The organism is Paenibacillus harenae (assembly GCF_030812415.1).
Lineage (GTDB): Bacteria > Bacillota > Bacilli > Paenibacillales > Paenibacillaceae > Pristimantibacillus > Pristimantibacillus harenae_A.
Genome location: NZ_JAUSST010000011.1, coordinates 40,074 through 60,598 on the forward strand (window position 1 = coordinate 40,074; position 20,525 = coordinate 60,598).

Genomic DNA, 20,525 nt, shown 5'->3' on the forward strand with positions numbered 1-20,525 from the left:
TTATAAGGAGATACGAAAAATGGAAAAGAAACTGGTTTATTTCTTGTGTACGGGTAACTCTTGCCGGAGTCAAATGGCAGATGGATTTCTTAATGCCCTAGGCAGTGAACAATACGAAGTGAAAAGCGCGGGACTCGAAGCACACGGTCTGAACCCTAGAGCGGTTCAAGTTATGGAAGAAGCCGGTGTTGATATTAGCCAAAACTCTTCAAATGTTATCGATCCGGAGATTTTAAATCGTGCTACCTATGTCATTACTCTTTGCGGCCATGCTGATGAACACTGCCCTGTCATTTCCAATCCGAATGTTGTGAAATGGCATTGGGGCTTCGAAGATCCGGCTAAAGCAACAGGCACAGAGGATGAAATCATGGATCAATTCAGAAACGTTCGCGAAGCAATTAAATCGCGGATCGAGAAGTTTGTGAAAGAAGGACAGTAAAATCGGTAAAAAAATAGTTTAATTTGTACGTATTCATAATAAAAGGAACGTTTACGGGCTGTTCGCCTGTAAACGTTCCTTTTTGATTATTCAATTTGTTGATTAGCTCTACAATAAAGCTCATGAGATCACCTGTCCCCATTAGGGCAACATAAATAAAAATAGACTGGCTTTCAATGTTATATGACTCTATCAAAACCTGAACCTCTACCATAATCTACTAGTATCTTGAATTGTTGGAGGGGATAAGTTTATGTCTGTGAGCCCGCTTTGCCGAAAATTTGCTACTATCCTAAGAGCACAACCCATGGTTATTAATGGAGTTTGTACAGCTTCAGCTGTACGGAATAACATTCGACCGCTTATTTTAGGGAAAAGATCTAGATCTTTTCTTACCATTCCCCAAGCGTTTTCTTTCGAAAGTATCGGAAGGAATGGAAAAGCGCTCTGTTTGGGGGAAACTGTTATTTTAACCGCCGAAATCAATCCTTTTATTTCTCGGCTACGTAGACACGGTATAAAAGTTACAGCACTTCACAATCACTGGTTATTCACGAATCCCAATCTTTGGTATATTCATTTTGAAAAGAAAGACCGACCATTGAATTTTGCTCGAGATGTACGGGATGCTTTGAATGTCTTGACTACAAAAGTCGTAGGGCCGAAGTAAATTATAAAGCGTAGTGGAAGCAATCCCAAGGTTTTGGGGTTGCTTTTTTTTGACCCCAAGTTCCTAAATATTCAAACGTGTCCATTCCAAACAAAAATAACAATTTTTCCTTGCACTTGCGGTTCCCCAAAATTAAATGCACTTCGTGACATTCGCCTACGCGCACCAAATGTCATATATGAAAATCAATTGGTTCAGCTTTATTGGCAGTTACATGGAACTATAGATTGATTTCCATAGGATCGGACAAAAACTGTCCGGTCTTTTTGATTTGCATTTCAATATTCAGCCTATGTTCAACGTTCAATTTCCCACTTAAGCAATCTTTCCCTATGTTAATTGCTGTGCCTTCACAATCCCGACCTTCATTGCTCGCGTTTTTCACTTGCCAATGTACTCATACCGGCATTAAGAACCTGTATGATTTTGTCGACGTCGTAGACGCAGCCCTTCCAGGTGCCACCGCTTGCCGCTTGCAGCGCGGCCCAGAGCCTAGTGTCATCAGGAAGTTCCGAATCCTCGGCCAAACCGGGATGAGGGCTGCGATTGGCCAATTCGGAAGCGCCTTCCTCGGGCGAAGCAGGCAATAGACCGCTCCCTACCATGTGGATTTGGCCTTCGAGCTTGACAAGATCAATTCGCACACGAATCCAATCACCGTTGCGAAGCTTTCCGACGGGTCCGCCAGCAAGAGCTTCAGGACCGATATGACCGATACAGGCGCCTGTCGACACGCCTGAAAACCGCGCATCGGTAAGCAGCGCTACATGCTTGCCGAAGGATAGATGCTTAAGAGCCGAGGTTAATTGGTAGGTTTCCTCCATTCCGGTTCCCATCGGGCCGCGCCCGATTAGAACCAGAACATCGCCTGATTCGATGTCTCCATTCTTAATCGCGCGAATCGCCTCGCGCTCAGTCGTGAACACTTTTGCTTTTCCGACATGTCTGTAAATGCCCGCTTCGTCGATCAACGAGGGATCAATCGCAGTCGATTTGATGACTGACCCTTCCGGAGCAATGTTCCCCGACGGGAATGTCACGGTCGAGGTCATGCCTGCGGCTTTGGCTTTCTCCGGACTGTAAATAACCGTATCCGGGTCAACACCGTCAACCTCCATTAAATAACGTCTCATCCGGCTGCGCCGCTCTGATGCCGCCCACCAATCCAGCATGCCGCCAATCGTCTGCCCGGTTACCGTAAGCGCTTTCTCATCCAATAAGCCGAGCTTTCTCAAATGCAGCATGACCTCAGGTACGCCTCCCGCGAGAAAAACCCGTATAGTCGGATGATAGAGCGGCCCGTTTGGCAGAACGCTTACGAGTCTTGGCACGCTGCGGTTCGTTTCTGCCCAGTCCTGGGCCGTGGGAACGGATAAGCCTGCCGCATGGGCAATGGCCGGGATATGCAGCAGCAAATTCGTTGAACCCCCGAAAGCAGCGTGAACGACCATTGCATTCCGAATTGCGGCATCGGTCATGATGCTGGCCGAGGTCATGCCGGATTCCGCCATATACAAAGCCGCTCTTGCCGATTGGCGGGCCATCTCCGACCAGATCGGCTGGCCCGATGGAGCGAGTGCCGCATGCGGAACAGTTAGACCAAGCGCCTCCGCTACAACCTGCGCGGTACCTGCCGTACCAAGAAACTGGCATCCGCCGCCGGGCGTCGCGCATGCCCGGCAGCCTAAGTCGGCCGCTGCCTCCAGCGTAAGCTCACCGTTCGTATAACGTGCCCCAATCGACTGGATCTTTCCTGCGTCTTCTCCGTCGATCGGCGGAAGCGTTACGCCTCCGGGTACGATTACAACAGGAAGCTTTCTCATTGCAGCTAACGCAATCATCATGGCAGGCAGCCCTTTGTCGCATGTTCCGACACCGAGAACGGCGGACCTTGTGGGCAGCGAACGAATAAGCCGCCGGAGAACGATCGCCGCATCATTGCGATAAGGCAGCGAATCGAACATTCCGGACGTGCCTTGCGATCGGCCGTCGCAAGGGTCGCTTACATAACCGGCAAACGGTATGCCTCCCGCTCGAGTAATTTCATCTGCCGCTTCCTTCATCAGAAGGCCGATTTCCCAGTGGCCGGTATGGTAGCCGAGCGCCGCCGCCGAGCCGTCTTCGTTGCGGATTCCGCCCTGCGTTCCCAAGATCAATACCTCTCGGCCAAGCAGTCGGGAGGGGCTCCACCCCATTCCCACATTTTGCGACCAGCCGAACAAATCGCCGCTAGGCGCATTCTGAAGTTTATCATGGGTAAGCGGAAGCGTTCCTGCAGGCCCAGCTGCTTGCGTTTGTATGATGAAATCCGAAGCCGTGCCGTGTCCCATGATCTTTTCGAAGCTCGGGTTCATGTCCATTTCATTTCCTCCTATCAAAGCTAGCTAGGTTACGGTTTAATAAATACCGTTTTGACAGAAGTGAAAAATTCAATAGCTGCCTGACCCTGCTCTCTTGAATGAGAGCTGGATTGCTTCATGCCGCCGAACGGAGCCTGCAGCTCGACACCCGCGGTTTCCGCGTTGACCCTTATTAGTCCTGCTTCCATATTCTGAACAAACGATAACGCGTTCCCGATATTTTTAGTGTATATGGAGGCGCTAAGTCCGTACGCCGTATCGTTCGCCAACGAGATTGCGTCTTCGAAGTCTTTTGCTTCTATTAAGGCAAGCACGGGTCCGAAGATTTCCTCCTGAGCGATGGACATCCGGCTCTCGACGCGATCGAACACAGCGGGAGTGATATAAAAACCGTCAGACAGAGCATTATCCTCAGGCCGCGTACCGCCATATAGAAGAACCGCTCCTTCTTCCTTTCCTTTTCGAATATACGCAAGCACGGTTTCCAGCTGTTTTTCGTTCGCGCACGGCCCGAGCCATACGGAGGCATCCATGCCGTTACCAACCTTAAGCGTCGCTACCTTTTCGAGCAGCTTCGTTTTGAAGGACTCGTAAATGGACTTTTCGACAATCACCCTGCTAGTCGCCGTACACTTCTGGCCCGTCGAGCGCAGCCCCCCGCTTATTGCGGCGTCGACGGCTAAATCCAGATCAGCGTCGCCAGCGATGATGATCGGATTTTTCCCGCCCATCTCCAATTGATATTTCGCCCCGCGAGCCAAAGCAGCCTGACCGACTTGCTTTCCGACCGCATTAGAGCCTGTGAAAGTGACGCCATGGATACCCGGATGATTAGCCATCCCATTCCCGACCACAGCTCCGCTGCCCACGATCATATTAACAACACCCTGAGGCAAACCGGCATCATGAAAGCACTGCATGACTGCCGCCGCAGTTACCGCCGTTTCGACAGCCGGTTTCCAAACTACCGTATTGCCGTATATTAATGCCGGTGCGATCTTCCAGATCGGGATCGCCACGGGAAAATTCCAAGGCGAGATGACGCCGACCACGCCCAAAGGCACGCGTGTCGTAAATAGAAACGCCTCCGCATCGCTGGATGGTATGACATCGCCGATTTTGCGCATGCCTTCTCCGGCGTAATAGCGTAAAATCGCTGCTCCGCGCGCTGTCTCTCCTTTAGCCTCGGCAAACGTTTTTCCCATTTCCCTGCACATCGTTTCGCCAATCTCTTCCAATCGGCTTTCCAGCAGCTCCGCGGTCCTGACCAGCAGCTGCCCGCGCTCTGCGCCTGTCTTGTTCCGCCAAGGCAGTCTAGCGGTTTCCGCGGCATAAACCGCTTCATTAAGCTCTATGTCGGTAGAATTCGCAACGTACCCGACTACCTCCCGTTTGTTAGCGGGATTAATGCTTTCCAGACGTTCCCGATTAACCGGCGGCTTCCATTGCCCACCGATATAATTGTCGATTTCAACGGCATTCTTCATAAGAGTCATCTCCTTTTTCTAGGCCGGCACGGCTATATTCGTTAATGTGCCAATCCCTGTAATATCAATCTCGATTCGATCACCCGGCTCCAGCGTGAACTGACCCGGAGGCACGATACAGGTTCCCGTAAGGAGCACAGTACCGTCAAACAGAATATTATCCTTGGCAAGATAGGCTACCAGTTCTCCTAATCCCCTTTTGAGCTGGCTCGTACTCGCCGTTTCATCAACAACCTTCTTTCCGCCTCGATATATGCGGCAGGATATTTGAAGATCATACGGATCCTCTACAGTGTCGGCTAGCCGAATAGCAGGACCGATGGAGCAGGATTGACGCCAAATTTTGGCCTGCGGCAAATATAATGGATTCTCGCCTTCGATGTCGCGGCAGCTCATATCGTTTCCGATCGTATAACCAAGAATACTCCCGTTCCTGTCCAGCACCAATCCGAGCTCCGGTTCCGGAACCTGCCAGCTGGAATCGCTTCGCAGGCACACTTCGCCGCCGGGTCCGGCCGTTCGCGCGGCAGTCGATTTCATGAACAGCTCTGGCCGATCGGCTTCATAAACTTTATCGTAATAGGTTGGTCCCTGTCTGTCTCCGTCTGCGGCTTCATCATTTCGCGCTTCCTTACTCCGCATATAAGTTACGCCTGCCGCCCATATCTCCGGGGCTTCCAGCGGAACAATCAGATCAAGCTGGTGAATCTCTTTGTTCAGCGCTTGGGATGATTCGATTATCCGCTTCACCTTTTCCGTAACGCTAATGCCGTCCTGTGCCGCCCTTTGTACCAGTGAGATAAAATCGGGTTCCTCTAATGAAAAAATTTCTTCAGCGTCTGTAAGCGCAGCCAATTTGAAGGAAGCGCCTTCCCGGTAACGAATAATGCGCATCAAATCACCTCATAGTTTTATAATATAAAACACAATTCTATAATATAGACATAAAAAGAGCGTATGGAGGTTTTTCCATAACGTTTGATTGGAATCGGAAGCTCTTTTTATGATCGATATCCCAATGTAGCTGAAATCCGTTTTGTTTCGTTCAACAACAGTTTAACAAATTGCTGCAGCTGCGTCTCGTCGACCTGCGAAACCAAGGTAGAAATACTCATGGCTGCCGCACAATGGCCCGAATGGTCGAAAATGGGGGCCGCAGCGCAGCGAACGCCGGGTTCATTTTCTTCACGGTCATAGGCCACCCCGTCCTGTCTTACCCCTTTCAGTTCCTCCAGGAAGGTATCCTTACGATCAATGGTTTGCGGGGTATGTACATGGAATACGTAATTGTCGAGGATCCGAGCCAATTCTCCCGGAGGGCGATAAGCAGCGAGCACTTTTCCGACCGCGCTGCTGTGCAGCGGAACTCGGCGGCCGATCCGCGAGTAGCGAATGGCTGCTTTTGCTCCTTCTACCTTATCGATATATACGCCCTCATGACCATCCATTATAACTAAGTGAACAGATTGACCGGTCAAGTCCGACAGCTGCTGAAGATGGGGTCTGGCCGTGCCTCGAATATCCAGACCTTGCAGCAGCAGCTGCCCCTTCTCGACAAGCGTCAACCCGAGCCTATATTTTCCCGTATGTCCCTCTTGATCGATATAGCCGTGCATTTGCAGCGTTTTGAGCAAAGAATGAACGGTGCTTTTGTGCAAATTCATTTGTTGGCTGATATCGGTAATTTTTAATTCTTTATTTTTGTCGTCAAACAAATTAAGAATGCGCAGAGCGCGGTCTAATGATTGAATGATCGGCATGGGCGTAATAACATCCTCTATTTTATAATATAGAACGATATGCGTAATTTTACCAAACGGTTTCCTATTCGTCCAGCCGATATTCATGCCGCTCCGCTTAGTTACATAATGCTTGTTTTACATTATAAAGCACTGTTTATCAATGATGAATTAGTGAAAATATAACATTGGAATATGACCAAGTCAAGGTTGGTTTCACGAATAAAAAATCCGCTTACAATAATTCCCGACAATTAAGGATTTTTATTGCCAATAGCTAGATTTTGTAGCTGTTATAAAAAAAGCCCGCAGAAAACGCGGACTTTACAGACTCTTCTATTGCGACCGGCTCCGACGGTTTCTTCCGATGGTCAGCAGGGAAACGACGATGCTCATCGCGAAATAGATAAGCGCGCCGAAACTTTCCATCGTATGGAAAATTTCCTAGACGAATCCGCCGTCATAGATGTCGCGGGTATGATAAATCAGATTGTCGAGCAGCCAACCGGCAATACAGACTGCCGCGGCAATGAACAGACCGTAAAACCAGCGCTTGTTCAAAGTAGCCTCCCTTTTCCTGATTAGACGAAATGCTGCGACTGCTCCCACTGTGGCTCCGATAAACATAAGGTAGTGGGATTCGGGAATGCCGTGATGCACCGGAAATCCGTGTTTGTTATGCCATGCGGTATCGGCGATGAAGCCGGCGACCATGATCAAAATGCCCAACCCTATCATTTTCATCGATATATCCCCTTCCGTTATTTTCAAATCCGGTAAAAATCCCACACGTACAGATAAGCGACAAAGATCGCGGTGACCGAAGCGAATCCATATTGCCAACGTGTCACTTTTTGTTTTCGAACGAAACGCAGCGTCAATTGCAAGAGTAGAGTCGCAAGCAGTATTACCGGCAAATAAAGAAACGGATAAGACCACCAAGGTATATCATTGATTAACACCTCCGCTATCGAAACGATAAATATAAAGTATAAAATAAACAAAACGGATACGATCGTCGCGATGGGATTAAAACCGTACCGCTTGCGTCGAACCACCCCGTACAGCCAAACTGCTGCCGATACGGCCGCTTGAATGGGATAAATCAGCGCAAGACCGAGCAGGACGGCGATATGCAGGAGCGGATGATAAAAAGCCGACTTTTGGCGTTCATACATCATGGTGGGAATGGAGCTCAGCGCCAGGACATTTGTGTCGGCATCCACATATATCCGCTCGCCTCCTCGTTCACTTCGGAAAAGATAAGGATCCGTTTCGACGAACCGGTCGTCCCCGAACAAAATAACTCCGTCACTGACTGCCTCAAGCTGAACCGTCGATAAATTTTGCGCAAAATTAAGCGGGCCCTTAAGATGCGCCCGGTTGGGAATGTAATAGCCTTCAATTTTTTGCAATTCATGCATGGGTGTGGGATTAGCTGCCGGCTGCAACTCCTGTACGGCGGGATAATAACGTTCCAGGTAAGCCGTAATGAATTGCTCCCTCAACTCGCTCCCCCCTTCGGAATTGGTTGCAATGAATATGCCCGTATTTTCCGACGGAATCAAATACAGGTAGGACTGGTACCCGTCAATGCCGCCGTCATGCTCGATCAGCCGCAGACCGTTTTGATAGCGTTCATAGAAACCGTAAGCCATGCCGGGCATATTCTTGATTGACGTGAAATGCGTTCGATGCATAAGTCCGGCGGTTTCCTCGGAAAAAATCCTGCTGTTACCGTAACGCCCTTGCTGAAGATGGGCGATCATATAACGGGAAATGTCTTCGGCTGTCGAATTCAGCGCGCCGGCGGGAAGGTGATGAATATACGAAAACGGCAACGGTTTATACTTGCCCTTGGCATAAGAATAACTTGCGGCAAGGTTAGGATCGGATTCTGTAAACCGGAAGCTTGAACGGTTCATTGCTAGCGGCTTGAAAATCTGTTCCTCCACAACGTTTTCGTAAGGTTGACGGGCTATTTGTTCTACAAGATAACCGGCAAGCGACATCCCTTGGTTGCTGTATGCGATCTGTTCTCCTGGCGCCCGGACGGAACTTGGCAAAAAGCCGTTTATCGCTTCCGCCAAAGGTTGCTGTTTCTCCCGGTCCCGCCCCACCGCGACTATCGACTCGTAGAAGCCTGCGGTATGGGTCATCAGATGATGCGCCGTAATGGGCTTGCCGCCAAGGTATGAAAGCTTGAGCCCCGGAATGTAATGTTTGATATCCTCATGAAGCTCCAGAACGCCGGACTCATGAAGCTGCATAACGGCCGTAGCGGTAACGGTCTTGGCGATCGATCCCAGCCGGAAAACGGTTGCGTGCGGGTCCGCGGAGACCTTCTTCTCGAGATTTGCGTATCCATACCCGCCAAGCAATGAAATTTCGCCGTTCTGCACAACGGAAACGACGGCACCCGGCACATGATGCTCCTCCATTTTTCGTTCCATGAAGTCTTCAACGAATGCCTGCAACTCCTGCTTTTCCGGCACGGATGCCAACGCGGAAGCGGGAAATAACGTCGCGAATAGTGCCGCACAAACGATCCTTTTAAACCAGCGCTGTCGATATGACAACATAACCCCTCCCCCCATCATGATCTCTATATCTCTCGGCTAGTATAGCAAGCTATCCTTTCCGGCAACTGTCGATAATCTTACATTTACCTTACCGTGCAGGAAATGACTTCATGCGACGAGAATTTACAAGGATATCAACGGAATAGAAAGGGTAACAAGCATGAGTATGGACATGACGATTCTTATTGCCGACGATGAACGGGAGATTGTCGGGCTGTTAAAGCTGTTTCTTGAGAAAGAAGGGTACCGCATCGCCGAAGCATACGACGGCGATCAAGCTTGGGAGCATATTCGCAGCAATCGTGTCGACCTGGCAATCATCGATATCGCGATGCCCCGGATGAACGGATTCGAATTGCTGAAACGGTTGCGAACGGAATATCAGCTTCCCGTCATCGTCATTTCAGCCAGAAACGGCGACAGCGATAAGATACTGGGATTGGGACTCGGAGCGGATGATTTCATTGCCAAGCCGTTCAATCCGCTTGAGGTCGTTGCGCGCGTGCAGGCACAGCTTCGCCGCGCATTCGAATTTAACGGATTCATAAATAGGGACCAGACGGAGGATTCGATCGCAATCGGCCCATTGGTGCTGAATCATTCCACTTGTTTGTTGTATAGGAGGAATGAGCCAATTTCGCTTACTTCGCTTGAATACAAGCTTCTGAGGACCCTTATGTCTTCTCCCGGAAGAATTTTTACGAAGCGGCAGCTGTTTGAACTCGTTTGGTCGGAGCCGTACATGGAAGATGACAATACGATCATGGTGCAAATATCGCGTTTGCGGGATAAAATCGAGGATCAGCCTAGGCAGCCGAATTATATCAAGACGGTAAGAGGGCTGGGTTATAAATTCACGGCGAAGGAAGATTGGCTTGAAACCTAAACGCAGACTGTTTAACTCACTGATGAGATCTTATATTTTGTTCGGCTTCACGATCATCGTCATCAACGCGACATTGGGGTTTTTCATGAAAGACTGGCTGACGCTCGGTAAAGCTCCCGAATTGACGGCCGGCGCTTTGGTCAGGACGGATTATGAGAACATTCCATACGACAAAGTCGAGGCAGCCGGCGGCAGGGTTGAAATTCTGGATGAGAACGGGCGTATCGTTTATGCCAATGGGAATGCGGGGACAATGGCGGGGTCAACGACAGCCTATACGCCCGAAGAGCTTCTTTTTTTGCTGGAGGACCGACAAGGAGACAAACTCCGCCGCACGCTCGCTTCCTTCCGGGACGATACCGGCAAGAGGTACACTCTGCTTGTCACCTTGCCGAAAGAAGGCAATTACGCGCAAATCTACATCAACTTCACGTTGCTGATGCTGTTCTTTTTGAGTGTATACTTGTTCAGCCGCTGGACGGCGAAGCATATTACCGGTCCGCTCGAGAAGATTGTACAAGCGATCCAGCGTATGCGGGACGGCCATTTTAACGAAAGGTTGTCATTCGAATCGGATTACGAGCTTACGCTGATTCAAGATCATTTTAACGAGATGGGGGCAAGTCTGTTACGAACGGAGCGGGAAAAGAAAGAAATCGAGTCGGGCAAAAAGCAGATGCTGCTTGATCTGTCTCATGATCTGAAGACGCCGATCACGACCATTCAGGGATATGTGCAAGCGCTGCAGCTAGGGATGGCGGACAGTCCGCAGAAGCATGAAGAATATTTGGGAATCATCTACAATAAATCTCGAATCGTGACCTCTTTAATTGAAGACATGTTCCAGCTTGCAACGCTTGAAAGCCCCGAATATCCTTTCAGGTCGGAGGTCGGAGATTTGGCTGAGCTGATTCGGCGGATTGCCATCGCGTACTACGACGTCTTCAAGCATAAAGGATTCATCATGGACGTACGAATTCCGGACAAGACGGTCAACGTCCAGATGAACGAGAAGCTGGTCCACCGAGCCGTCTCGAATTTGCTTTCCAACGCGCTTCAGCATAATAACGCCGGTACGGAAGTATCGCTTTCGCTGGATGAAATAGAAAGCGGTGTACGATTGGAGATATGCGACAACGGACCGGGTATTCCCGAAGCGCTTAAGGATACGCTGTTTCAACCGTTTAAGAAAGGCGATTCGGCGAGAACAAGCAGCGGCGGAACCGGTCTCGGGCTTGCTATCGCCCACAAAGCGGTACAACTGCACGGCGGAACGCTGAGGCTTCGCGAGGTGCCGGACAAAACGGTATTTGAAATCACGTTGCCGATATGACAAAAAAGATGCACCGAAAGGCGCATCTTTTTGTTTTCGAACCCGATAAAAACAACCCCGTCCTACTTAACTATTAGAGTCTCGATTATAATCGTATCCTATTGATTTCAGAAAAGCGCGCGCGAGCACCGCATGCCCCGCCATGTTCGGGTGCACGCGATCCCAAGCGAGAGTCCCCGGATAAATATGGGTCAACACCTGGTTAAATGCCGACTGGGTATCGACGTAAAGGGCATCATACTTAGCCGCTACCTTTTTTACGACCGCACCGTACCGATCCATCGTGCTGCGCATCGGGTCTGCCTCATTCGGCTCGATATAAAAAGGGGTCATCAACACTAGTCCTTTCAGTTGCGATCGCGTACGCGCAACCAGCTGTTCCAGCGTTTCTTCATATTCGTCGATATAGACATGCTGCTCGGTTTGCGCCGGCAGGTCGTATTGCCTCCAGACATCATTGATTCCGATCATGATCGACAGCCAGTCCGGCTTCAGATCGAGCACATCGCTTTGCCAGCGCCCCTTCAAATCGCGAACGGTATTGCCGCTCGTCCCCATGTTTACAACGCGGATTCCATACTCCGGATAAGCCGCCGTCAACAAGGCATCGACAAGGGAAACGTAACCTTTGCCGATAGCCCCGAAGAGCCCTTCCCCATATGGTCTAGCCCGTTCGCAATCCGTAATGGAGTCGCCAATCATGACCAGCTTCGATTTTGGTTCCAATAACATCGTTATAATGACCTCCTTCAAATGTGTTAACGCTATGCCTTACTTATATAGCTCCATGCTCCTTGATTAAAAATGCGTTGCGATCCGCTCCAATACGCGATCCCCGTAAATGTCCTTCATCCTGAGCTCTGGCATATGGACATAACCGACATAACAATCGCAGCACGACATGCGACAGACACGCTGCTTCGAGATCTTTTCCAACCCGTCGCGATACAAGTTGCCGATGACTTGCCGATCTTTGTAGCAGCGCTTTACGCGCCCTTCTCCCTGTACGTAAAAGACGTCATAGCCCGCTCCGCACATTTTCCCTTTGCTGTCATAGTCATTTGCATTCAAGTCGAAATAAGGATCGATGTCCCTCAATAAAGCAAGATCCGGCTCCGTATAATACGCGGCTTGATCTTTATACGCATTCACCCACATATAGATAGACGCAGGCAATTCCCTTCGCAGGGATTGCAATGCCTCGAAAGCGCTTCTTAAGCCCACCGAGCCGACGCTGAGCGGTATTCCCTGACGGTGGAGCGCCTCACACTGCTTCAGGAAGCCGGCTTCCTTTGTTTGTCCTGGATGGTATGTAGCCCAAAAGGCAGCTTTGAGTGGATTTAGTTGCTCGGTCCAATCCAGCTTGGCAGACAAATTCGTCTGGATAGCGACCTTGTCTACGTGCTCCATATGGGAGAGTCTGGTCATGGCTTCCCGGTACCAGCGATGAACGAGCCCTTCGCCATACGGGTTGAAAAAAATAGACAACCGATGACCATGCCCGCCCTGTTCTTCCACCCAATCTACGAAGGTCTCCACCTGCTGCCGATCCTTGGCCAGCGTCTCCGCACTGTCCTTGTTTTTGCTGAAGGGGCAATAAGGGCAATCGTAATTGCACGACGACAAGCTGCCGCGAAAATACAAGCTTGCCTTCATCGGAGCACGTAGCTTTCCATCAAATGTCTGACCTCGGAGGAAATGAACCAATCGCCAATGGCGTCCGAATACGCCATCCCTTCATCGGTAAGCCGCAGCAGGCCCGATTCCAGCGTGGCTAGTCCGGTCCGAAGCAGCATCTGAAGCTCCGGATGGTCGTCCAAGACGCTGCTTCCGAAACGCTCCGAGAAGTCGTAAAGAGCAAGACCCTCCGCATGCAACAGCGCTTTGAGAATAAACCTCCGCTTTTGCTCCGCTTGATCCAGTACAAATCCATAATCGGCAAAAGAATAGTCGGCAGCAGCAACGTAATCCGCTATAATACTCTCCGTCGCTTTGCGGCTAACCCCATAGCGGGAGGAGTAATGCACGCCCCGGGTATAAGAACGGGCACCGCAGCCTAACCCGACCATTCCTTCTTCCTGGCAACCATACGGAAGAAGCTCTTTGTCGGTACCGGCCTCCTGCTTGGCGAATCTGCGCATGGAATATTGCTTGTAGCCGTTAGCCAGGAGACTGCCGCGGGCAGCCTCATACATGGTCAATCGCAGATCCTTCCCTTGTTTCCGAATCTGCTCCGGCTTCACGATCGTGTGCTCCCTCGTATATAAAGGGTACAGAAAAATTTCTTCCGGCTCATAAGCCAAGACGCGATTCAGCGAATACAGCCAGGAATCCACCGTCTGGCCAGGCAGGCCGTAGATCAAATCCAAATTCATAATCGGAAATTGTGCCAGCTTCAACTGCTCAAGCGCATTCTCTACCTCATCCGGCTTCTGAGGGCGGTAAATCGCGCCCACTTCGGACTCCACAAGGCTTTGAATACCCATGCTTATGCGATCCACTTGACGATACTTCAAAACCGCCAATCGTTCTTCCGTCACCGTCTCCGGCGAGGTTTCCACGGATATAGAGGCTTTCTGCGGATTCATTCCCATTCGCCCTTCGGCAATTTCAAACAGCCGATCCAACAACCGCGGCTCCAATAGTGTCGGCGTGCCTCCCCCGACCGCGAATCTAGCCATCGGTTTATGCCGTACAAACGGCGCCAACTGTACGGCCTGTCTCTCCAACGCGTCTACGTACTCTTCGTGTATGCTAACGCGCTTGTCGGGCAAGGTGAACAAGTTGCAAAAGCCGCAGCGTGCGCCGCAAAACGGGATATGCATGTATAAAAAAAACGTCTCTGCCTGCTCTTTGCTCCACAGCTTGGATAACGGCAGCTTCGTGTCAAGCTCTCGATAGGATGTTTTGTGCGGATAAGAGTAAAGGTAGGAACGATAAGGATCCGATTTCAATCCCGCTACCCATGATTTCAGAAAGGCCTCGTCCGCGATTAATTCCTCATTATAAGGAGATGCCGGTTGACTCATCCGTCATTCACTTCCTCTCCGGGTAACCTTCCAATAGGATCTATAGCATAAATTCGCGATATGGCACATTCCATACGACATCGTGGGCCAGCCGGTGACCTTCAAAGCCGTCTTCGCCATAAGCCGTTCCGTGATCGGAAAACGCCATGCAAAATACAGGGCGCTCGCGCTCGCGAAACGCTTGGAACAATCGTCCAAGCTCACCATCGACATACCGCAGCGCGGCACGCTGCGTTTCAACGGAATCTTTCTTCGCTTCAGGTACGAAATAACGATTCGGTCCGTGGATCGCCGACACGTTCAGAAATAAAAATAGTTTCTCGTCCATATCTGACTTTTGCAGCAGCTTAATCGCATGGTTAACCTGATGCTCGGTCGAACGAGGGTTCGTTACGCCGAAGGTCATTCTCCAATAGCTTTCTTCGAAATACCCTGGAAGCACTTTGGCTAACGGCACTTTCTTCGAGAAAAATATGACGCCGCCGATACATTTCGTCCGGTAACCTTCGGCTTGCAGCCCCGAAACGATGTCCGGCGTGTCGAACAACCAGGTGTGGGGATGAGTCTTCAGCCCCGTGTTCTTGGAATGAAACAAACGGATATGCTCCGACTTATTCGTCGTCGCTGGCGTCGGAAGAAACCCTCCGAAAAAAGCATGGTGAGCGGCATAGGTAAAGCTTCCCGGCGTATGACGCTTCTCCCAATGGCCCGTACCGCAAAGATTCGGACAGTTGCGTTCTTCCAGCACAGCCGCATCGTAACGCAGCGTATCCAGCGTTATCATCAAAATATCATGGCTGCCCACGATATCGTTCATATTTATCAACTCGTCCTCTCCTCTTCCCGCGAAGGCCGAGCTTACGGACCGGCTAGCTGCTTCATTTCCCATTCATAAGGGTCGTATCCCTCGTGACGAATATGGTAGAGCAAATCTCCGTAAGGATTGACGTCCAGCACGAACGGACGTCGGCTTCCTGCGCTTAAGGCAATATCGATTCCTGCAATCGTCGACTCGGGAAATGCCTCCAATGCGCGCTCCGCACAGCTCCGAATCTCCTTTTCCTCCGATGCCGTAAGGCCGACTTCGTTTAGACTTTTTCGTTCGCTGCGCAAATGCAGATTCGTAATTGGCGTTCGGCTTACTCTTGCTGCGCTGTGGCATGATTGTCCGGCGACGACCAACTGCCTTATATCGAACGACTGACCGTCATAAGATGCTTTCGGTATCCATTGCTCGATATGGGCGCCATGCCGGAGCAGCCAGTTGACGATTTGCCGAATCATTCGGGAATCGGTATAACGAACCAGCTTCTTCACGTTATAGTAAATCGGCGGCTTGGCAATAAAATTGTCGACGCCGATCGTCGTCACTGCAACCTCGGCGCCTGTTGTCGGATTGGTCTGATATGCAATGACACCGCACGCTCCCGAACCGAACGCGAGCTTCGCGAATATGCGATTCATGCGCCTTTGTTTCATAATGGATTGCAGCGTCTCGTAATCGGGTATTGCATCCGGAGGCGACAGCAGCTTCGGAACCGGCACGCCAGCGGAGGTCAATACCTTGTGGGTTTGCCGCTTGTCGAACATGGCGGCAATGTCCATCGGAGCGTTCATCCAACCTGGACGCTGCCATAGTTGTTTCGCTTCTCCGTCCAGCTCCGCCAGCAGCCGGCAATAACCTCTGAACCATTGGGAGGGGTGATACAGCTTTCCCTTATGTTCCTGGAGAGCAAGAGCCATCCTTCGCGAGAGCGGCTGCACAACGGCGGCTTCGGGAAAGTCTGCCGATCGATGCAGGCTCCCGAACTTGTCCGGCTCAACGTCTGGCGCACCGAGCGCAATGAGTTCCCGCTCCACATCGAAGTGCTCTCCGGGGGCGTCAAGACGCAGCAGCAGCGGCTCCTCGGTCTTTAATCCCAATCGGTGTACACTCTCCGTGAGACTGGTTTTTCTCTGCAACAAATCAAGATAGCGAACTTCATAGGCGGGCGGCAGCCCCAGCTTCGCGCGGGCCGACTGAATGCCTGCCGTCCTGCGATTGCCAGGGTTGCCGATAACAATCATCTGCACCGCATTATTCCGTCAAGGACGGATAACGGTAATCCTCGTCGTCATCGTACTTTTGCTGATCGCTAATGTCGACATTTAATCCGGACTGCTTCCATTTGGCAATCATCTCGTCGGACATATAGTGATAATGAAGATCGAGGAATTTCAGCCCCCGCGCTTTGCTGCTGTTCAGAAGCGCTTCCGCCCCTTTATCCGTTAACGTTCCCATGGATAGATCCAGCGTCTCCAATTGGTCTAGAATCGGTGCTTCGGCAAGAGCAATGGCGATCTCATCCTGGATCTCGCTGTCCTTTAACCCCAGGTAGGTCAATTGAGGAAATTTCTCTTGCTCGATTAACGGCAACACATCTTCAAGGCCGCCGTCAAAGCCGTACTCTTCAACCCCCAAATACAGCTCAAGCTTCTTCAATTTGGGAAATCTTCCGCTGCTTATACTCGCCAGAACTTGCTTGCCCAAACCTCCGCAAATAATGATCAGTTCCTCCAGCTTCTCATGGATTGCAGGTTCGAGCGCAAGCTCCGTGCTCCCTTTAATCGTAAGGGAAGTCAGTTCCGGATAAGCGATTAGGAGCGGTGCCACATTCGATTGGTTGATCCACGACACTTCGCATTCTTCGTAGCTCATATCGCCGATAAAAAGCTTTCGCAATTGCGGGAACTTGCCGTTCAAACGGACCAGTGCCTCGACGATTTCACTGGAATCGTTCTCGTACGCGCCGCCCCAATCTCCGATAATGAGGCTTTCCAGCTTTGCGCTTTCCTCGCCGCCCGCCAACTGCTCGATTAGATCAACGATTTTTTCCCCGTTCTCGTATTGTTCGTAATCAAGGCTAAGCTTCTTTTCTATCATCATATGTACCTCCTAGCATGAATTCCTAATATTATACAAATCTATTATAAAGCATATTAGAAAACTTTCAAATTACGGCTCGCGTGCGAGCATCGGCTATTGCGTTTTTTGCTTTTTGACCGAGTTATCGACGGAATTGTAACCTTCCATATATGCAAAGGTATCGTTATCGGGCTCCCGGTCCATCTCGGCCCTCGATTTCCCGTCCTCGTACTCTAAATAACCTGCCATGTAGGACGCATTCCCAGTTTGATAGACCAATTGATTGCTGGCGTCGTTCAATCCGTCAAAATATTCATTGAATCCCGTAATATACGCCGCGGTATTGTCATTTTGACCGTTATCGGACTGGGCATCTTCAAAGCCGTTATTGTAATCGTCGTAGGCAGCTTCATAGGCGGAAGTTGAAATTTGCTTGGCTAGACTGCCTTGCGCATCTTCCAGGCCGCTCTCGTAATCGATAAAGCCTAACTTGTAGGCATGGTGCCCCATAGGTGGTCCATTCACGCCGTTCCGGGCATCGGTCCAGCCGCTCTCGTAATCGTTGAAGCCGGCTTCATACGCATGGCCGTCCCGAAGCGGAGCATCCTCCCAGTTATCCGCAACGTCAAATCGTCCTTCGTCATACTCCTCGAAAGCCCGATTATAAGCGTAATCTGCCCGCTGCGCGGGTACACCGGAGCGGACATCGGTCAAGCCGGTCATATAGTCGTCGTGACCAGCCTTGTAAGCTGCCGTATTTTGCAGGTAATTTTGACTGCCGTCGGCGTCCTGCCATCCGGCCTCGTATTCGTCGTGCGCAGCCTTCCGCGCCTTATTTTGATTTTCCGGATTGAGTCCCTGCCGCGCCTTGTCCAAACCATCGTTATATTCATCATGAGCCGCCTCGTAGGCATGATAGTTAAATGGAGCGACATTGCCTGCCTGCGCGCAAGCGAGACCGTCCAAATAATCTTGATGCCCTTTTTTGAAGCCTTCCTTATCTATATTGCAATCGTTTCTGCTCTCCGCGCGGATGAAACCGTCCAAATAGTCCTGATGTCCTTCCTGGTAATCGTCGCTGACCAACAGGTTATTGTTGTTGACGCGGGCAGCCTGCCAGCCGGATTCGTACAGTTTTTTCTTCATCTCTGTAATGTGATCGTCTACAATCGGATAATGCTCCAGCATTTTGTTGATCACGAGCTTGGCGTAACAGGAATACTTGTTTTGGCTCAACCATTCTATCTCCGCCGCATTCAATTTATCGTACTCGTCGATCACATGCGTCAATTGGTCGAACATATCGGCAATTTCGTCTTTCTTTTTGGAAAGCTCGTTCGTAATATGATTCCATGCGGCAACATTGCCGAAGTTGGAGTTCTGAATTTGAGAGATACCTTTCGCATCTCCTTTGGAATCCAAAACGATAGCCTTAAGGACGAAACCGAGATTCATTGGCTTGATGCTTTTCAGTTTCGGCTCTACCAGTTGGGAGAGCATGGAAATAATCGTTTGTTCCTTGGGAATGATCCGCGTGACTTCCTTATAAAATTCCATAATCCCGTCAGCCACTTCCTCAATGACAGGATCGAAGCCCTTTTCTCCCTTGTTCTTGGTCACCGACAGCTCGACCCAATTGTTGGTGATGAATTTTTTGTGGCTCGCGTCGGCATCATCGGTTCCTACCGCTGTAGCGACTCCCAAATCTTGCGGCCCTTGGACGGTACCATGCTTCGACTTGATGACGCAGTTCACGTAGTGGGTCAGCTTCGACCTACCCCCGTTCACGGAAAGCACGTAGGCTTCGCAATGCAGATCCGCGTCGACATAGTTGCGATCATCGTCGGTATATGCCGTGTTCAAGCTTTCGTTAATATTTTTCACTTCCACATGATAATAGACGAAATAACCGGATTGGTTGACCCACTTTTTCACGTGGCTTTCCACGAATTGTTCATGGTCTTTGTTGGCCCTCTCCGTAATCGGAAACAAATTTTGCTCGAGGCCCGGACCGCCGAGACTGTCATTGAGCAAATGTCCGCGGATGTACCTGTTTTCGAGACCCGGATGTTTTTTGCGATTGGTAGGCAAATACCGCATCAGCGCGCGCTGATCCGTCGGGCCGAAGCCCTGCGGATGGTTGGGACCAAGCAAGCCCGCGGTCATTACCTTTGCCCATGCATGGCCGGTGGAGCTTTTTCCCGTTTTGAACTTGACGTCTTGTTTATCCGGCATACCGTGGGAATCGCCTTTGTTCAGCGCATAATTGTTATTGCCGGTAAACAGGCAGGCGCCTTTAGGATTGATTTCCATTGCAACCTGCGCGGTTGGCGTTCCTAAATCTTTAAATCCGATCTGCTTCAGGCCAAAACGAAGCTGCAGCAGCGGGAAATACGCGCCGATCTCATCTAAAGTGCCGCATTCCGCCATGACTTTATCGACCGTTGACTGAGCAAGGCGAATGTCGCGTTCCATCTCTTCCCGCGAGCGCTTGGAATCGGAAGGCTGCATCGCCAAAATGTCCTCGATAGACAGCGAATGCACTTCCTCCTCCTTGAGCTCGTCTTGCCCCTCATTCGTTTGCATCTCCGATTCCGCCTTGCTCGGCATGGTTGACAGACTTTCGGGCTGCTTCCCTTTCGCCTCTGGCACCTTGTTTTTAGGAATCGAGCCCTGGAGCATGCGCTGCACAGCCATATTTCCGATACTTTTCTGGAGCTGCATCATTTCTTTGGCGCTAAGCGGAACCCCGCTTACCGTTTCCTTCTGCTCCGTTGCGTTCAATGGAGGTGCAGCATGGGGGGGGTCGGTCTTAACTTCCGCTTTTGGCTGAAATTTCGCGAACATATTTGGACTGCTCCCTTATGATTCCTATAATTTCCTCAATACAAGAATTATAAAATAATTCATGAACCTTGTCTCGTCGAAATCGCTAACTATCTTATTCTAGCTCCTTCAAAACGGGTTCCTACGCCACTTCGAACAGAATTTTCGTTAATAAAAAAAGCCGCAAATATGCGGCTTCTTAATCATATATGTTCTCACGCAGCCCGTTGCTTCATGAATTTTCACAATTCCTCCGAATTAGGATC

Annotated in this window: 17 protein-coding genes; 4 read left to right on the forward strand and 13 right to left on the reverse strand. The window is 50.4% G+C overall.

What is annotated here, in order from left to right:
• Positions 1-19: 19 nt before the first annotated feature.
• Positions 20-442: an arsenate reductase (thioredoxin) gene (arsC, locus tag J2T14_RS29140; RefSeq protein WP_307476619.1), complete on the forward strand. Its 423-nt coding sequence runs from the start codon at positions 20-22 to the stop codon at positions 440-442.
• A gap of 253 nt (positions 443-695) precedes the next feature.
• Positions 696-1,112 carry a DUF1259 domain-containing protein gene (locus J2T14_RS29145; RefSeq protein ID WP_307476621.1) on the forward strand — a complete coding sequence of 139 codons (417 nt, stop codon included), beginning with the start codon at positions 696-698 and terminating at the stop codon, positions 1,110-1,112.
• A 365-nt stretch (positions 1,113-1,477) separates the two neighbouring features.
• On the opposite strand, the gene J2T14_RS29150 is transcribed toward J2T14_RS29145, so the two are convergent.
• The 6 genes from J2T14_RS29150 to J2T14_RS29175 form a co-directional block, all read right to left on the reverse strand.
• Entirely contained in the window at positions 1,478-3,466 is a 1,989-nt protein-coding gene (locus J2T14_RS29150; protein ID WP_307476687.1) for a YjhG/YagF family D-xylonate dehydratase, read from the reverse strand.
• A gap of 35 nt (positions 3,467-3,501) precedes the next feature.
• Positions 3,502-4,968, reverse strand: coding sequence for an alpha-ketoglutaric semialdehyde dehydrogenase GucD (gucD, locus tag J2T14_RS29155; RefSeq protein ID WP_373458230.1), 1,467 nt, complete (start codon positions 4,966-4,968; stop codon positions 3,502-3,504).
• 9 nt (positions 4,969-4,977) lie between these two features.
• Positions 4,978-5,853 carry a fumarylacetoacetate hydrolase family protein gene (locus J2T14_RS29160; protein ID WP_307476625.1) on the reverse strand — a complete coding sequence of 292 codons (876 nt, stop codon included), beginning with the start codon at positions 5,851-5,853 and terminating at the stop codon, positions 4,978-4,980.
• A gap of 107 nt (positions 5,854-5,960) precedes the next feature.
• Complete coding sequence (locus J2T14_RS29165; protein ID WP_307476690.1) at positions 5,961-6,719, reverse strand: IclR family transcriptional regulator; 759 nt, start codon at positions 6,717-6,719, stop codon at positions 5,961-5,963.
• 423 nt (positions 6,720-7,142) lie between these two features.
• Positions 7,143-7,442, reverse strand: a complete 300-nt coding sequence (locus J2T14_RS29170; protein WP_307476627.1) for a hypothetical protein — start codon at positions 7,440-7,442, stop codon at positions 7,143-7,145.
• 23 nt (positions 7,443-7,465) lie between these two features.
• Complete coding sequence (locus J2T14_RS29175) at positions 7,466-9,280, reverse strand: serine hydrolase domain-containing protein (protein WP_307476629.1); 1,815 nt, start codon at positions 9,278-9,280, stop codon at positions 7,466-7,468.
• A gap of 166 nt (positions 9,281-9,446) precedes the next feature.
• Between J2T14_RS29175 and J2T14_RS29180 the strand changes: the two genes are divergently transcribed.
• Complete coding sequence (locus tag J2T14_RS29180) at positions 9,447-10,166, forward strand: response regulator transcription factor (RefSeq protein ID WP_307476691.1); 720 nt, start codon at positions 9,447-9,449, stop codon at positions 10,164-10,166.
• A complete protein-coding gene (locus J2T14_RS29185; RefSeq protein WP_307476631.1) occupies positions 10,156-11,499 on the forward strand; it encodes a sensor histidine kinase in 1,344 nt (447 codons plus the stop codon). The genes J2T14_RS29180 and J2T14_RS29185 overlap by 11 nt, the downstream gene beginning before the upstream one ends.
• A gap of 66 nt (positions 11,500-11,565) precedes the next feature.
• Here J2T14_RS29185 and J2T14_RS29190 read toward each other — a convergent pair whose 3' ends face one another.
• The 7 genes from J2T14_RS29190 to J2T14_RS29220 all read right to left on the reverse strand — a co-directional run bounded on the left by J2T14_RS29190 (position 11,566) and on the right by J2T14_RS29220 (position 20,280).
• Positions 11,566-12,231 carry an SGNH/GDSL hydrolase family protein gene (locus J2T14_RS29190; RefSeq protein ID WP_307476633.1) on the reverse strand — a complete coding sequence of 222 codons (666 nt, stop codon included), beginning with the start codon at positions 12,229-12,231 and terminating at the stop codon, positions 11,566-11,568.
• A gap of 66 nt (positions 12,232-12,297) precedes the next feature.
• Positions 12,298-13,155: an STM4011 family radical SAM protein gene (locus tag J2T14_RS29195; protein ID WP_307476635.1), complete on the reverse strand. Its 858-nt coding sequence runs from the start codon at positions 13,153-13,155 to the stop codon at positions 12,298-12,300.
• The gene (locus J2T14_RS29200; protein WP_307476637.1) at positions 13,152-14,528 is read right to left on the reverse strand and encodes an STM4012 family radical SAM protein; all 1,377 of its coding nucleotides are present in this window, start codon (positions 14,526-14,528) and stop codon (positions 13,152-13,154) included. Before J2T14_RS29200 ends, J2T14_RS29195 begins: the two co-directional genes overlap by 4 nt.
• Positions 14,529-14,568: 40 nt before the next feature.
• Positions 14,569-15,354 carry an STM4013/SEN3800 family hydrolase gene (locus J2T14_RS29205; RefSeq protein WP_307476639.1) on the reverse strand — a complete coding sequence of 262 codons (786 nt, stop codon included), beginning with the start codon at positions 15,352-15,354 and terminating at the stop codon, positions 14,569-14,571.
• A 32-nt stretch (positions 15,355-15,386) separates the two neighbouring features.
• Positions 15,387-16,595 (reverse strand): STM4014 family protein, encoded by a 1,209-nt coding sequence (locus J2T14_RS29210; RefSeq protein WP_307476693.1) that lies wholly within the window; start codon positions 16,593-16,595, stop codon positions 15,387-15,389.
• Positions 16,596-16,605: 10 nt separating this feature from the next.
• Positions 16,606-17,451, reverse strand: coding sequence for an STM4015 family protein (locus tag J2T14_RS29215; RefSeq protein WP_307476695.1), 846 nt, complete (start codon positions 17,449-17,451; stop codon positions 16,606-16,608).
• A 96-nt stretch (positions 17,452-17,547) separates the two neighbouring features.
• The gene (locus J2T14_RS29220; RefSeq protein ID WP_307476642.1) at positions 17,548-20,280 is read right to left on the reverse strand and encodes a hypothetical protein; all 2,733 of its coding nucleotides are present in this window, start codon (positions 20,278-20,280) and stop codon (positions 17,548-17,550) included.
• Positions 20,281-20,525: the final 245 nt, after the last annotated feature.

What these genes read in the sequence shown, in the direction of transcription:
- arsC (WP_307476619.1), top strand. Translation starts at nt 20, where the DNA reads ATGGAAAAGAAACTGGTTTATTTCTTGTGTACGGGTAACTCTTGCCGG.
- J2T14_RS29145 (WP_307476621.1), top strand. Translation starts at nt 696, where the DNA reads ATGTCTGTGAGCCCGCTTTGCCGAAAATTTGCTACTATCCTAAGAGCA.
- J2T14_RS29150 (WP_307476687.1), bottom strand. Translation starts at nt 3,466, where the DNA reads ATGAACCCGAGCTTCGAAAAGATCATGGGACACGGCACGGCTTCGGAT.
- gucD (WP_373458230.1), bottom strand. Translation starts at nt 4,968, where the DNA reads ATGACTCTTATGAAGAATGCCGTTGAAATCGACAATTATATCGGTGGG.
- J2T14_RS29160 (WP_307476625.1), bottom strand. Translation starts at nt 5,853, where the DNA reads ATGCGCATTATTCGTTACCGGGAAGGCGCTTCCTTCAAATTGGCTGCG.
- J2T14_RS29165 (WP_307476690.1), bottom strand. Translation starts at nt 6,719, where the DNA reads ATGCCGATCATTCAATCATTAGACCGCGCTCTGCGCATTCTTAATTTG.
- J2T14_RS29170 (WP_307476627.1), bottom strand. Translation starts at nt 7,442, where the DNA reads ATGAAAATGATAGGGTTGGGCATTTTGATCATGGTCGCCGGCTTCATC.
- J2T14_RS29175 (WP_307476629.1), bottom strand. Translation starts at nt 9,280, where the DNA reads ATGTTGTCATATCGACAGCGCTGGTTTAAAAGGATCGTTTGTGCGGCA.
- J2T14_RS29180 (WP_307476691.1), top strand. Translation starts at nt 9,447, where the DNA reads ATGGACATGACGATTCTTATTGCCGACGATGAACGGGAGATTGTCGGG.
- J2T14_RS29190 (WP_307476633.1), bottom strand. Translation starts at nt 12,231, where the DNA reads ATGTTATTGGAACCAAAATCGAAGCTGGTCATGATTGGCGACTCCATT.
- J2T14_RS29195 (WP_307476635.1), bottom strand. Translation starts at nt 13,155, where the DNA reads ATGAAGGCAAGCTTGTATTTTCGCGGCAGCTTGTCGTCGTGCAATTAC.
- J2T14_RS29200 (WP_307476637.1), bottom strand. Translation starts at nt 14,528, where the DNA reads ATGAGTCAACCGGCATCTCCTTATAATGAGGAATTAATCGCGGACGAG.
- J2T14_RS29210 (WP_307476693.1), bottom strand. Translation starts at nt 16,595, where the DNA reads ATGATTGTTATCGGCAACCCTGGCAATCGCAGGACGGCAGGCATTCAG.
- J2T14_RS29215 (WP_307476695.1), bottom strand. Translation starts at nt 17,451, where the DNA reads ATGATAGAAAAGAAGCTTAGCCTTGATTACGAACAATACGAGAACGGG.
- J2T14_RS29220 (WP_307476642.1), bottom strand. Translation starts at nt 20,280, where the DNA reads ATGTTCGCGAAATTTCAGCCAAAAGCGGAAGTTAAGACCGACCCCCCC.